Here is a 13,467-nt window from a genome sequence, read left to right as displayed (position 1 = left end):
AGGAGGTGAGCGGCATGCCGCTCGTCGCAATGCTCGACCTCGCTGTCGACGACATCCAGACCTGTTCTCTCGCAACCGATCTGCCGTGCCGGCGCAACGACGCGGAGCTCTGGTTCGCCGAGTCCCCCGCCGACGTCGAGCGCGCCAAGGCGCTCTGCGGCGACTGCCCGCTGCGGGTGCAGTGCCTCGAGGGTGCGGTCGCCCGCAACGAGCCCTGGGGCGTCTGGGGCGGCGAGCTGCTCGTCGCCGGCGCCGTCGTCCCGCGCAAGCGGCCCCGTGGCCGTCCCCGCAAGGTCGACGTCGCGGCGTGACGGGAACCCGCCCGGCCACCGGGCAGGGAGTCACGTCCGTCAGCACCACCGCCGGCGGAGCCGTCCAGGGCTCCGCCGGCCCCGGATCCGCAGGGCCCCGGCCGGGGTCCACCCACGACAGAGGAGTTCCACCGTGCACGTGCTGTTGGACGAAACCATCAGAACCATGCAGGCCGAGCAGCGCCGCAACGCCGAACGGGCCCGGCTGGTGCGCACCCTGCGTGCCCGGCGGCGCGCCGACGTCGCGGCCCGCCGCGCGGAGCGCGCGGTCCGCCGCGCCGAGCGGGCAGAGGCGGCCGCCGTCGAGGCGGAGCTCGAGGTCCGCTTCGCGCACGCCTGACCCGCACGCCGGATCCTCCTGCCGCGCAGCGCTTCCGCGCCGGGCGGCGAGGGGATCCGGCGCGAGGGGGACAGGAGCTGCGCCCGGTCCGCGGGCCTGAGCGACGCCGGCGCCTGACGGGGATGCCGGTCAGGTCCCGGGCACGGGCAGCTCGGTGCAGCCGCACTGGGGGTGGACCGACCAGGGGCGCCTGCGCACCACCGTCTCGGGGACCAGCAGTTCCAGCGTCGCCCCCTGCGAACTCACCGGGGCCCCGTCGACGTGGGCCAGCACCTGCAGCGACGCCAACCCCGCGACCGCCGTGGCCGTAGCGGTCTCCTCCGCCGGGCAGCGCTGCGGCGGCGCCGCGGGCAGCTGGGTGACCACGTGCGGCCAGCCGGGGTCGAGGTCGGTGCGGTGCAGGTCCAGGCAGCGCAGGCACGGTGTCGTCCCCGGCACCACGAACGGGCCGACGAGCACGTCGCTGTCGCGCACCACCACGGACAGGTGGGGGATCCCCTCGGCCACCAGCCCGTCGGCCGCGCTGGCGTCCGCGGCGCCCCGCTGCACGAGGACGACCACGTCCGGCTGCCCGCGGTCGTGCGTGGCGGTGGGTGGGGGTGCGAAGCCTTCGGCGGCTCGCACGACGGCGCGGTGGGCCGCGAGGGACCGGCTGCCGCCGAGGTCCGGGGCCGCCGCGGCGACGGGCGCCACGTCCAGCGCCTGCGCGCGAGTCCGGTCGACGACCTCCACGCCGCCGATCCCTGCTGCGGCGAGGGTCGTCGCGATGCCCGTGCCGGTGCGTCCACCCCCGAGGACGGTCACGCGATGGGCGCGGCGGCGGGCGAGGCGCTCGGCCGGACGGGGCCCGGCGGGGTGCGCCGCCGCCCAGGCCCGCCCGTCGGCCACCCACCGCTGCGGCGACGGGTGGTGCCCCGCGCCGGCGGTGCCCTCCGAGTCGAGGGCACCGCTCTCCCGCAGCAGTGCCAGGAGGCTCGCTCCGCTCCCCGGCCCCGGGAGGGTCCCCTGCCCGGCGGCCGGCGTGGGCGCTCCCGGGCCCGGCGCACCGGCGAGGGTCGCCAGGCACGCGCGCTGCGGCGGGGTCAGTCCCCGCAGCAGCAGGCTGGAGCGGGGGCTGGTGCCCAGCTGGACGCTCCCGTCCGGGCGCCACAGCACGGCGAGACCGCCGCGCAGACGGGCGAGCGGGGGTGTTGCTGGTGGCGGTGCCGAGCGCACGGCTGCTCCCTCCGACGTGGAGGCGCAGCCTGGCAGCGCGGGCACCGCCGCTCCCGCCGCCGTCCACAGCCGGCTGCCCGGAGCGGCGCCCGGACGGCACCGGGGATCACCTCGCGCCGGGGGTCACGCCTTGCCGAGGATGCGGTTGAGGTTGGTGCCGCAGACGGGGCACTGCCCCTTGGCCATCCGGCGGCCGTTGGTCTCCACGACGTTGCCCTCGGCCTCGCGCTTCTCCTTGCACTTCACGCAGTAGAACTCGCCCTTGTAGGTCTCAGACATCTCGTTCTCCTCGGTTCTGCCGTCGTGCTCGACGGTGTCCGGACAGGTCCTCATCACCGGATCACCGTCGGCACCGGTCCGGTCACCCTAGCGAAGGGCCCCCGAGGCGGCCCGTGGGCGCGGCACCGACACCCCGGTGCGACACCCCGGGGCCGCCACGCCGCGGCGTGTGCAGGTGCCGCAGCGGGCGCGCAGGGTAGCGTGCCTGCGTGGAGGACGGCGTAGAGGTGCGCCGCAGCCGCCGGCGCAGCCGCACGGTGTCTGCGTACCGCGACGGCGGTCGCACCGTCGTGCTCATCCCCGCGCGCTTCTCCGCCTCCGAGGAGGAGCTGTGGGTCGGCCGGATGCTGGAGCGGCTGGCTGCGGCCGACCGCCGGCGCAGGCCGGCCGACGAAGAGCTCGCGAGCCGGGCGGCGGAGCTGTCCCGCCGCTACCTGGCCGGGGTGGCGCGGCCCCGCAGCGTGGCATGGGTCGACAACCAGCAGGCCCGATGGGGTTCCTGCACACCGGGTGACGGGACGATCCGGCTCTCGACCCGCCTGCGCGGCATGCCCGGCTGGGTCCTCGACTACGTCCTGCTCCACGAGCTGGCGCACCTGGTCGTCCCCGGCCACGGCCCCCGCTTCTGGGCGCTGCTGGAGAACTACCCCCGCACCGAGCGGGCGCGGGGGTTCCTCCAGGGCGTCGACCACCGCGAAGCCTGTGCCGGGGGCGGGGAGCACCCCGACTCCGACGACCTCGACGAGCGGACCTGCCCGGAGGACGGGCAGGGGCTCGGCGCCGCCCCGCCCGCCGCGGCCCCCGAGCCCGCCGACACCGCCGGCGACGTCCTCGTGGCGGAACGCCCCCGGGAGCGGGTCAGGGCGCGCTGACGGCTCAGGGCGTGCTGACGGCGCCGGCCGCGAGGGCCACCAGGCCGGCGACCCCGGGTGCGAGGTCGGCGGGGAGGTCGTCGACGTCCCACCACGCCACGTGCAGGGACTCCGGGCTCACCGCCGGGGGCGTCTCCGGCGCCACCGCCAGGTGCTGCACGTCGAGGTGCCAGTCCACCTCCGCGGGCCGGCACGGCGCCCGGTGCCGCGACAGCGCCAGCGGCCGCGGCCGGACGTCGGCGCGCAGCCCCGTCTCCTCCGCCAGCTCCCGTGCGGCGGCACCGGCGAGCGAGGTGTCCCCGGCCTCGAGGTGACCGCCGGGCTGCACCCACAGGCGCATGCGCGCGTGCAGGACGAGACACGTGCGGTGCCCCTCGGGCGTGACCAGCAGCGCCGAGGAGGTCACGTGCGCCGGTGCCGCTGCGCGGGTGAGCAGCGCCGGGCCGGTGGTGTCGAGCAGCGCCGCCCACGCGTCCCGCTCGAACCTCGCCTCGGGGGTGTCGCCGGGGGCGGCGCCGATGCGGGCGCGGGCGTCCGCGACGAGACCCGCCCCCGGCAGCCAGCTCACCGCGCCGACGGGCCCTCCGGGCCCTCGTCCTCCTCGGAAGCCGGTTCGCCGCCGTCCCCGCGCTCGCCGCCGGCGGCCTCGTCGTCGAGCAGCTGCGCCAGGGCGGCGTCCATGGCGTCACCCTCCGGCTGCCCCTCGCTGCCGCCGGTGCTGCGCGCGACGAAGCCCTCGGCCGCGGCCAGGTCCTCCGCCGTGGGCAGCAGGTCCGGGTGCTGCCACACCGAGTCGCGCGCCTCCCGGCCGCCGCGCTCCTCCAGGAGCGCCCACAGGGCCGCGGCCTCCCGCGCCCGGCGCGGGCGCAGCTCCAGGCCGACGAGCACACCGAGCGCGTGCTCGGCGGGGCCCCCGCTGGCGCGTCGGCGGCGCATCGTCTCCCGCAGCGCCGGGGCGTGCGGCAGGGCGCGCCGGGCCGCGGCGTCGACCACGTGGTCGACCCAGCCCTCCACCAGGGCCAGCGTGGACTCGAGCCGCTCCAGCGCGACCTTCTGCTCCGGGGTGTTCTCCGGCTCGAAGACGCCGGAGGACAGCGCCTCCTGCAGCGACTCGGGGTTGGCGGGGTCGACGTCGCGCGCCGCCTCGCTGATGCGCTCGACGTCGACGCGGATGCCGCGTGCGAACGCCTCGACCGCCCCGACGAGGTGGGAGCGCAGCCACGGCACCTGCGCGAACAGGCGGGCGTGCGCGGCCTCCCGCAGCGCGATGTAGCGGCGGACCTCGTCGAGGGGGATCTCCAGGCCGTCGGCGAAGGCCGCGAGGTTGGCGGGCAGGAGCGCCGCCCGGCCGGCCGGTGCGAGCGGCAGGCCGATGTCGGTGGAGCAGAGGACCTCCCCGGACAGGGCGCCCACCGCCTGCCCGAGCTGCATCCCGAAGATGCCACCGCCGACCTGCCGCAGCATCCCGCTCGCCGGGCCGATCATCGCGGCCAGCTCGGGCGGGGCCTGGGAGGTGAGGGCCTCGGCCATTGCGGCTGAGACGGTCGTGGCGACGGGCTCGACGAGGCGCGTCCAGACGGGCATCGTCCGCTCGATCCAGTCCGCCCGGCTCCACGACTCCGTGCTGGAGCCGGCGGCGGCGAGCTCGGTCACCCCGTCCAGCCAGAGCTCGGCGACGCGCAGCGCGTCCTCGACGGCGCGGCGGTCCGCCGCGCCGGGGCTCGGGTCGCCCTCGCCGCTGGCGGCCTTGCGGGCGATGTCGCGGGCCAGGTCCCAGTTCACCGGCGAGTCGCCGCTGCCGGCGAGGAAGCGCTGCAGCTGGGCCAGGACCTGCCCCATCTGCTGCGGGTCCAGGGGCGTGCCGCCGAACCCGGGGAGGCCGGGGGGCATCCCGCCCGGCAGGCCGCCGGGGAACGCGCCGGCCGGGAAGTCCGGCGGCAGGTTGCCCCCGAAGAGCGAGCCGAACAGCTCCTCGAAGGGGTTGGCGCCCTGGTCCCCACCGCCGCCGCTGAGGCGGCCGGGAAGGCTGCCGGGGGGGCCGAAGCCCGGCTGGGAGGGGCGCGGGCTCTGCTGCTCGCCGTCCTCGGGGCGCTCCTGCTCGTCGTCGCGTCGCTCGTCCACGCCGGTTCCTCCGTTGCTCGCCGTCGTCCGCTCAACCGCTGACAGGTGGTGGGAGTTCCCCTCGGGGTCTTCCGCCGGATGCTCCGAACCATGATGACGGTTCCGGGCGCCGGGCAGCAGGTGGGGCGCGGGCTGCGTGCGGTGCGGGCTCGCCTACGCTGCGGGGATGGACGCGTCCGGGCAGCGGCGCGGGGACCTGCTGGCGGGCTCCGCGATGGGCCTCGCGCTCCTGGTGGCGACGGCGGCCCTGCTGCCCGTGCCCTACGTCTCCCTCGGTCCCGGCTCGGTCCACGACACGCTGGGGCGCAAGGACGGCGAGCCGGTGCTGACGATCACCGGGCGCGAGACCCACCCCACGACCGGTTCCCTGCACCTGACGACGGTGTCCGTGGCGGGTGGCCCCGGTTCGGAGCTCGCCCTGCCCGAGCTCCTCTCCGCATGGGTCGACCCGGACGTCTCCCTGCTGCGCCGCGAGCAGCTCTACGGCCGCGACGAGACGGCCGAGCAGGCGGACGAGCAGGGGGCGGCGGAGATGACCGGCTCCCAGGAGGCGGCGAAGGTGGCCGCCCTGGCCGAGCTCGGCATCGACGTGGAGGAGGGGCTCGTCGTCGCCCGCGCCGCGCCGGGCACCGTGGAGGAGGGGCTGCGCCGCGGCGACGTGCTCCTCAGCGCCGAGGGAGAGCCCGTGAGCGAGGTGGCGGACCTGCGCGGGGCGGTCGCCGGCGCCGGCGCGGGCGGGGAGCTGAGCCTGCTGGTGCGCCGGGACGGGCGGGAGACCGAGGTGCGGGCCCCCGTCCAGGAGGGACCGGACGGGTCCCCGCGGCTGGGGGTCGTGCTCTCCCCGTACGTCATGCCCTTCGAGGTGGAGTTCGCCCTCGCCGACGTCATCGGCCCCAGCGCGGGGCTGATGTTCGCCCTGGCCGTGGTGGACCGGCTCACCCCCGGCGCGATGACGGGCGGCCGGCAGGTGGCGGGCACGGGCTCCATCTCCCCGGACGGGCAGGTGGGCGTCATCGGCGGGCTGCGCCAGAAGCTCATCGGGGCCAGGGAGGCGGGCGTGGAGTTCTTCCTCGCGCCCGCCGCCGAGTGCGCGGAGGTCGCGGGCGTGGTGCCGGACGGGCTGCGGCTGGTGCCGGTCTCCACCCTGGGGGAGGCCCGGCGGGCGGTGGAGGCCATCGGGCGCGGCGAGGTGGACGACCTGCCGCGCTGCCCGGGCTGACGGCCGGGGCGCGAGGGCCCCGGCCGTGGGCCGTCGGGGGTGGGGGTGTCAGTCGGTGAGGGTCGCCTGCAGCGCCGCGACGAGGCCGGGCACGAGGTCGGCCCCGGTGGCCACGTCGATGTCGCGGTCCTTGGACCGGCTGCGCACGACGCACTCGTGCCGGCCGTCGCGCAGGACGCCCACGGCGATGCGGACGTCCTCCGCCTGCGGGTGGGCGGCGAGGGCGGCGACGCGGGCCTCGTCGTCGGCGGGGTGGCTGGCGCGGACGTCGGCCGCGGCGTCCGGCGGGACGAGGAGGCGCTCGACGACGACGGCGGCGCCGTCGACGCCCGGCCCCCAGGCGAGCTGGCCGAGCAGGTCGTCGAGGTCCTGCTCCGCGGGCAGGCCCTCCTGCTCGACGGAGGTCAGGTGGGCGGGGTCCCGCTCGGCGGCCTCGACGACGTCGGCGGGGAGGCGCTCGGCGAGGAAGGGGTCGCGGCTCAGCGCCTCGGCGGTGCGGACGAGGGCGAAGAGGCGCACCGGTGCTCCCCAGCCGGCGGCGGCGACGTGCCGCTCGATCTCGGCGACGGTCTGCCACAGCGCCCCGACGGGGAGCGCGAGGGTGGGTGCAGTGGGTTGCGGATCGGTCACGCAAGCGATGGTGACACGCGCGCGGGGCGCTCCGGAGCCTCCTGTCCACCACTGCGTGTGAAGATCCGACGACGGCCCGGCACCGTCTCGGGTGGCGCGCGAGGGGCCCGCAGACGCAATGTGACGATATGGATACGACTCGTCAGGCGGGGCACCCGCCCGGCGGCTTGTAAGTTGCGATGTCGTGAGCTTCGAGTCCCGCGGGCCAACGTCCCGCCCCGTCCTGCGCCGCCGACGCCGGGGACCGCTCGTCCCCACGGTGGCCATCCTCGTCGGCGCCCTCATCGCCGTGGTCGTGGGGGCGAGGATCCTCACCGATGTCTGGTGGTTCGACCAGCTCGGTTTCCTCTCCGTCTTCACCAAGCGGCTCTGGCTGCAGATCGGCCTCTTCCTCGCCGGCGGGACCCTGATGGCCGCCGCGGTGGGCGTGACCCTGTCGCTGGCCTACCGCAGCAGGCCCATCTACGCCCCCATCTCCACCGAGCAGGCCGGGCTCGACCGCTACCGGGAGTCTCTGGAGCCGCTGCGCCGGCTGGTCACCCTCGCCCTCTCCCTGGGGGCGGGTCTCTTCGGGGCCACCGTCGCCTCCGCCCAGTGGGAGACCGCGCTGCTCTGGTGGAACCGGGTCGAGTGGGGCACCACGGACCCGCAGTTCCAGCTCGACTACGGCTTCTACGTCTTCACCCTGCCGTGGATCCAGTTCGTCGTGAGCTTCCTCACGGCGGTCGTGGTGCTGGCCGGCATCGCCGCACTGGCGACGCACTACCTCTACGGCGGGCTGCGGCTGGCCGGGGGCGGGCCGCGCACGACGCGCGAGGCGCGCATCCACCTCGCCCTGCTCGGCGCGGCCTTCCTGCTGCTGCGCGGCGTCGGCTACTGGCTGGACCGCTACCAGCTCATGACGAGCGAGTCCGCCAACGTCTCCATCCGCAGCGTGGGCGTCGTCGGCCCCACCTACACCGACGTCAACGCCGTGCTGCCCGCCAAGGCGATCCTCGCGGTGGCCTCGATCCTCGTCGCGATGCTGTTCATCGCGGCCGCGGCGGGGGCGTCGTGGCGGCTGCCGGCCGCGGGCACGACGCTGCTGGTGATCAGCGCGGTGGCCGTGGGGGGCATCTACCCGGCGGCGGTGCAGCGCTTCCGCGTCCAGCCGAGCGCCGCGACCGTCGAGGCGCCGTTCCTGGAACGCAACATCGAGGCCACGAGAGCGGCCTACGACCTGGCCGACACGCAGGTCAACCAGTACATCCCGGACACCGAGGCCCAGCCCGGGCAGCTGCGCAACGACGCGGGCACGATCCCCGGCATCCGCCTGCTCGACCCGGCGCTGCTCAGCCCGACGTACCGGCAGCTGGAGCAGGTGCGGCCCTACTACGCCTTCCCCGACGCCCTCGACGTCGACCGCTACCGCATCGACGGCGTGGTGCGGGACACGGTCATCGCCCCGCGCGAGGTGTCCCTGCGCGGGCTGAACCCGAGCCAGCGCAACTGGATCAACGACCACACCGTCTACACCCACGGCTACGGGATGGTGGGGGCGTACGGCAACGAGCGCACCCCGGACGGCCGGCCGGTGTTCTTCGAGCGCGGCCTGTCGACGTCGCCCGAGCTGGGCGAGTACCAGCCGCGCATCTACTTCGGGGAGCAGTCCCCGGCGTACTCGATCGTCGGCGCCGGTGAGGGGGCACCGCCCACCGAGCTGGACTACCCCAACGAGTCCCCCGAGGGCTATGCCCGCAACACCTACGAGGGCGAGGGTGGGGTGCGGATGGGCTCCTTCTTCGCCCGGGCCGCCTACGCGATCAACTTCGCCGACCAGAACATCCTGCTCTCGGACCGGGTGAACCCGCAGTCGCGGATCATGTACGACCGCCACCCCCGCGAGCGCGTGGAGAAGGTCGCCCCGTGGCTGACGCTGGACGGCGACCCCTACGCGGCCGTCGTCGGTGACCGGATCGTCTGGATCATCGACGCGTACACGACGACCGCGGACTACCCGTACTCGGCGACGACCGAGCTGGGCGAGGCGACGCAGGACACCCGCACGGGCAACGCGCAGAGCGTGCAGGCGCTGCAGGACCGCACGGTCAACTACGTGCGCAACTCGGTGAAGGCCACCGTGGACGCCTACGACGGCAAGGTCACCCTCTACGCCTGGGACGAGGAGGACCCCATGCTCAAGGCGTGGATGAAGGCCTTCCCGACCTCGGTGGAGCCGCTCTCGGCGATCAGCGGCGACCTGATGCAGCACCTGCGCTACCCGCAGGACATGTTCAAGGTCCAGCGCGACGTGCTCGGCCGGTACCACGTCACCGACCCGCAGTCCTTCTACACGCAGCAGGACTTCTGGGAGGTGCCCAACGACCCGACCGGCGGTGAGGCCGACGCGGCCGCGGAGCCGCCCTACTACCTGACGCTGCGGATGCCGGGGCAGGAGGACGAGTCCTTCAGCCTCACGTCCACCTACATCCCGCGGCAGACGGGGGCGAACCAGCGCAACGTGCTGACCGGCTACCTGGCCGTGGACGCCGACGCGGGCGGCGTCGAGGGGGAGAAGCGCGAGGGCTACGGCACCATGCGGCTGCTGCAGCTCCCCCGGGAGACGGCCGTCTCGGGTCCCGGGCAGGTGCAGGCCAACATCGTCTCCAGCCCGCTCGTGGCCAACGAGATCAGGCTGCTCAGCCAGGGCGAGTCGCAGGTCCTCTACGGCAACCTGCTGACGCTCCCGGTCGGCGGCGGCTTCCTCTACGTGGAGCCGGTCTACGGCCAGAGCCGCAGCGGGGTGACCTATCCGCAGCTGCGGAAGGTCGCGGTCGTCTTCGGCGACAAGATCGGCTTCGCCAACACCCTGCCGGAGGCGCTGGACCAGGTCTTCGGCGGCGACTCCGGGGTGGCCACGCCCGACCTGGGCGAGCCGGGCCCGGAGGGGCCGGAGGGCGAGCCGGGGGTGCCGCCGGACGCGCAGGCGCAGCTCGACACGGCCCTGCAGGACGCGCGCAAGGCCATCCAGGACAGCGCTGCGGCGCTGCAGGCCGGCGACTTCGCCGCCTACGGCGAGGCGCAGGAGCGGCTGGGTCAGGCCGTCGACCGCGCCATCGCCGCGGAGGACCGCATCGCCGCAGCCACGGGTGCACCCGCCGAGGGCGCCGACGTGCCCGCCGAGGGTGCGGCCGCGCCCACCGACGCCGCGTCGCCCGCGGCTGACCCGGAGGGCACCGCCACGGCCGGCTCCTGACCGTCGCCTCCCCGCGGGGCCCGTGCCCCGCGGGGAGGCGATTTGGTCTCCCGTCCACCGTGCCGTAGAGTTCTACCTGTCAACGCGACGCGGGGTGGAGCAGCTCGGTAGCTCGCTGGGCTCATAACCCAGAGGCCGCAGGTTCAAATCCTGCCCCCGCTACCAGATCGACGAAGGCCCGGACCACATGGTCCGGGCCTTCGTCGTATCCGGGATGTCTGCGCCGCGCGGGCGGGCCCGGGCCCGGCGCGGCACCATCGGCAGATGGACGACGTCCGCGTCTCGAAGCTGCTCTCGCGGGTCCTGCGGCACGCGCCGGAGAGCGTCGGGATCCACCTCGACCGCCACGGCTGGGTGGGCGTGGCCGACCTGCTGGACGCCCTGGCCCGGTCCGGGCGGCCGGTGGGCCGTGCCCAGCTCGAGCGGGTGGTGGCCGCCAGCGACAAGCAGCGCTTCGCCCTGGACGGGGACCGCATCCGCGCCAACCAGGGCCACAGCGTCGCGGTCGACCTCGGGTTGCAGCCGGTCGATCCGCCGGAGCTGCTCTACCACGGCACCCCGGTGCGCAACCTCGCGGCGATCCTCGAGCAGGGCCTGCACCGTGGCGGGCGCCACCACGTGCACCTCTCCGCGGACACCGCCACCGCCGCACGGGTGGGCGCCCGCCGGGGCCGCCCCGCCGTCCTGACCGTCCTCGCGGGCCGGATGGCGCGGGACGGGCACGTGTTCCACCGCTCGGCCAACGGCGTCTGGCTCACCGACGCCGTCCCGCCGGCGTACCTGCGGCCACCGGAGCACCCGGAGCCGGTGCCGCCGGGCGCGGGGGGCTGAGCCCGCGCGGCACGATGGGGGAGTGACCAGTCCCGCCGGTCCCGAACCGCCCTTCCGGTGGGACCTCGTCGCCCCCGACCGCCTCGGCTCGATGCTCCCCGAGGGCGCGCAGCACGCGGAGCCGTGGTTCCTCGACGCGCTCGTGGAGTGCGCGGGCAGGGTGCTGGCCCGCAGCGGGGGCGGCGACCTCGTCTTCGTCGGCCGGTCCCTGGACAGCATGTTCGACCTGCTCGGCGGGGCCCTGGCCGAGGTGGGGGCGGAGCAGCGGGTGCTCCGCCTGCCGCTGTCCTTCCAGCGCGGTGCGCCGTCCCCCTCCGGTCGCCGCTGGGTCGTGCCGGAGCTGACGCCGCGGCAACTGGTCGCGGCGCGTGAGCTGCTGGCCTCGGTCGGAGCGTCCCCGGCGCTCCTGGCCCGGGCCGGCAGGCCGGTGACCTTCGTCGACGTGGTCTCGAGCGGGTCGACGTTCACCGACCTGTTCGGCGTGCTGCGCGAGTGGGTGGAGGACGCAGGGGCGCCCTGGCGGACCGTGCGGCGCAGGCTCCGCTTCGTGGGTGTCACCCGGCGGGGCACGACCAGCCCGAACGCGTTCCGGTGGCAGGAGGAGGCCCCGTGGACGCGAGAGCTCTCCGGCGCCTCGGTGCTCAACGTGTCCCTGGACCCCGAGGTCTGGTCCTGGTTCGGCAACTGGCAGGACAAGCTGACCCGCTCCTACCGGCCCGACCGGTGGACGGGCGCCGGGGAGGACCCCGAGCGGGGCGAGCGGACGCGGCAGGCCCTCGCCGAGGCCGTGGCGCTGGTCTCCTACGGGCGCAGCCGCGAGGGACGCCGACGCATCGCCCGGGCCGTGGCGGGCGAGCCCGCGCTCTCGCAGCCGTGGTTGCGGTCGTTGGCGCGCAGGCTGAACGGCTGAGCGGGGCGTGCAGTTGACACCGGGCGCCGAACCTGGATTCATTGGCCTTCGCGTTGGCGATGTTAACGCTCACACGGGTCTTTCAACGACGAGAGGCACCCCCTTGATCACGCCCCGCTCCACCACCGCCCCCGCTGCGCCGCACCGGAGGGGACGACTGCGCCGCGCCCTGGCCACGGCCGTCTCCGCTGCGGTCCTGGCAGGTGCCGGGCTCGCCGCCACCACCCAGCCGGCCGCGGCCGCCGGGCCCGTCCCCCACTACCTGATGACGGCGTTCACGAACTCCAGCGAGTCGAACATGTACGTCTACGACTCCGGCAACGCCGCGAACTTCGACCTCGTCCGCGCCAACGCCTACACGCCGCCGTCGGGCCTCGTCCGCGACCCGAGCGTCCTGCGCCACAGCGACGGCTACTACTACCTCGTCTACACCACCGGGTGGACGGGGAACACGATCGGGTTCGCCCGCAGCGCCGACACCCGCACGTGGACCTTCCTGCGCAACGTCACGGTGAACGTCGCGGGCACCAGCGGCAGCACGTGGGCGCCCGAGTGGTTCCGCGACTCCGACGGCTCCGTGCACGTCATCATGTCGATCTCCACGACGGGGACGAACGGCCAGTTCCGCCCGTACCGCATCACGGCGACGAACTCGGCGCTGTCCACCTGGAGCGCTCCCGCCGCGCTCGGCATCCCGGCGAACTACATCGACAGCTTCGTCGTGAAGGTGGGCGGCACCTACCACAACTTCCTCAAGAACGAGACGACGAAGTACATCGAGCACGCCACCGCGACCTCCCTCAGCGGACCCTGGACGTTCCGCGGGACGGGGAACTGGGCAGGCTGGGGCAGCGGCCTGGAGGGTCCCGCGCTCGTCCGGATGGCCGACGGGCGCTGGCGCATCTACTTCGACCAGTACGGTGCGCGTCGCTACTTCTACGCCGACAGCGCGGACCTGAGCACCTTCAGCCCGAAGGTGGAGCTGGCCGGGCTGTCCGGCCACGCCCGGCACTTCACAGTGCTGCGCGAGGACGTCGGCGACGGCACCGCGGTGCCCACCGGGAACCGGTCGCTGCGCTCGGCGAACTTCCCCGACCGGTTCGTCCGGCACCGGGACTACAAGGCCGTCATCGACCCGCTCAGCGCGTCGAGCCCCTCCGCCGACCGCCGCGACGCGACCTTCAGCGTGGTGCCGGGTCTCGCCAACGGCGCCTGCTCGTCCTTCCAGGCTGTGAACTTCCCGGGCTACTACCTGCGGCACGAGAACTTCAAGCTGGTCCTGGCGCGATCCGACGGCAGCGCCGGGTTCCGCGGGGACGCCACCTTCTGCGCCCGGGCGGGCTTCGCGGGGAACGGCACGACGTCGTTCGAGTCGTACAACGTCCCGGGCCGCTTCGTGCGGCACTCCAACTACGTCCTGCAGCTGGACCTGCGCCAGAACACGTCCGTCTTCAACGGGGACGCCTCGTTCGCGGTGACCGCACCGCTGGGCTGAGAACCACGC

The 13,467-nt window shown here is 75.2% G+C and carries 13 protein-coding genes and 1 tRNA gene; 9 read left to right on the top strand and 5 right to left on the bottom strand.

All coding sequences use genetic code 11. The features are described from left to right. Positions 1–14 precede the first annotated feature (14 nt). Together CLV92_RS02255 and CLV92_RS02250 are read left to right on the top strand one after the other, a co-directional pair. On the top strand, positions 15–311 hold the full coding sequence (locus CLV92_RS02255) for a WhiB family transcriptional regulator (protein WP_104431304.1): 297 nt from the start codon (positions 15–17) through the stop codon (positions 309–311). Between the two features lie 133 nt (positions 312–444). Continuing rightward, a complete protein-coding gene (locus tag CLV92_RS02250; RefSeq protein WP_104431102.1) occupies positions 445–651 on the top strand; it encodes a hypothetical protein in 207 nt (68 codons plus the stop codon). 129 nt (positions 652–780) lie between these two features. On the opposite strand, the gene CLV92_RS02245 is transcribed toward CLV92_RS02250, so the two are convergent. Further along, entirely contained in the window at positions 781–1,866 is a 1,086-nt protein-coding gene (locus CLV92_RS02245) for a ThiF family adenylyltransferase (protein ID WP_146099378.1), read from the bottom strand. A gap of 123 nt (positions 1,867–1,989) precedes the next feature. Then, positions 1,990–2,145, bottom strand: coding sequence for a DUF5679 domain-containing protein (locus tag CLV92_RS21735; protein WP_104431100.1), 156 nt, complete (start codon positions 2,143–2,145; stop codon positions 1,990–1,992). A 227-nt stretch (positions 2,146–2,372) separates the two neighbouring features. On the opposite strand from CLV92_RS21735, the gene CLV92_RS02235 reads away from it, so the two are divergent. Beyond that, the gene (locus CLV92_RS02235) at positions 2,373–3,017 is read left to right on the top strand and encodes a M48 metallopeptidase family protein (protein WP_104431099.1); all 645 of its coding nucleotides are present in this window, start codon (positions 2,373–2,375) and stop codon (positions 3,015–3,017) included. Between the two features lie 4 nt (positions 3,018–3,021). Here CLV92_RS02235 and CLV92_RS02230 read toward each other — a convergent pair whose 3' ends face one another. Both CLV92_RS02230 and CLV92_RS02225 read right to left on the bottom strand, forming a co-directional pair. Continuing rightward, positions 3,022–3,585: an NUDIX hydrolase gene (locus tag CLV92_RS02230; protein WP_104431098.1), complete on the bottom strand. Its 564-nt coding sequence runs from the start codon at positions 3,583–3,585 to the stop codon at positions 3,022–3,024. Then, positions 3,582–5,138 (bottom strand): zinc-dependent metalloprotease, encoded by a 1,557-nt coding sequence (locus tag CLV92_RS02225; RefSeq protein ID WP_104431097.1) that lies wholly within the window; start codon positions 5,136–5,138, stop codon positions 3,582–3,584. The genes CLV92_RS02230 and CLV92_RS02225 overlap by 4 nt, the downstream gene beginning before the upstream one ends. Positions 5,139–5,304: 166 nt before the next feature. On the opposite strand from CLV92_RS02225, the gene CLV92_RS02220 reads away from it, so the two are divergent. Beyond that, complete coding sequence (locus CLV92_RS02220) at positions 5,305–6,357, top strand: YlbL family protein (protein ID WP_146099377.1); 1,053 nt, start codon at positions 5,305–5,307, stop codon at positions 6,355–6,357. Positions 6,358–6,405: 48 nt separating this feature from the next. Here CLV92_RS02220 and CLV92_RS02215 read toward each other — a convergent pair whose 3' ends face one another. Then, entirely contained in the window at positions 6,406–6,987 is a 582-nt protein-coding gene (locus tag CLV92_RS02215; RefSeq protein ID WP_104431095.1) for a PPA1309 family protein, read from the bottom strand. A 184-nt stretch (positions 6,988–7,171) separates the two neighbouring features. On the opposite strand from CLV92_RS02215, the gene CLV92_RS02210 reads away from it, so the two are divergent. The 5 genes from CLV92_RS02210 (at position 7,172) to CLV92_RS02190 (ending at position 13,458) form a co-directional block, all read left to right on the top strand. Continuing rightward, positions 7,172–10,222 carry a UPF0182 family membrane protein gene (locus tag CLV92_RS02210; RefSeq protein ID WP_104431094.1) on the top strand — a complete coding sequence of 1,017 codons (3,051 nt, stop codon included), beginning with the start codon at positions 7,172–7,174 and terminating at the stop codon, positions 10,220–10,222. Positions 10,223–10,310: 88 nt separating this feature from the next. Continuing rightward, positions 10,311–10,387 (top strand) — tRNA-Met (locus CLV92_RS02205). A gap of 99 nt (positions 10,388–10,486) precedes the next feature. Next, complete coding sequence (locus CLV92_RS02200; RefSeq protein ID WP_104431093.1) at positions 10,487–11,053, top strand: RNA 2'-phosphotransferase; 567 nt, start codon at positions 10,487–10,489, stop codon at positions 11,051–11,053. A gap of 22 nt (positions 11,054–11,075) precedes the next feature. Beyond that, positions 11,076–11,963 carry a hypothetical protein gene (locus CLV92_RS21850; protein WP_211290779.1) on the top strand — a complete coding sequence of 296 codons (888 nt, stop codon included), beginning with the start codon at positions 11,076–11,078 and terminating at the stop codon, positions 11,961–11,963. 103 nt (positions 11,964–12,066) lie between these two features. Then, the gene (locus CLV92_RS02190; protein ID WP_211290778.1) at positions 12,067–13,458 is read left to right on the top strand and encodes a glycoside hydrolase family 43 protein; all 1,392 of its coding nucleotides are present in this window, start codon (positions 12,067–12,069) and stop codon (positions 13,456–13,458) included. Positions 13,459–13,467 lie beyond the last annotated feature (9 nt).

The organism is Kineococcus xinjiangensis, from assembly GCF_002934625.1.
Lineage (GTDB): Bacteria > Actinomycetota > Actinomycetes > Actinomycetales > Kineococcaceae > Kineococcus_A > Kineococcus_A xinjiangensis.
Note: the sequence above shows the minus strand (reverse complement) of the source record. Positions and strands in the feature narration are given on the sequence as shown.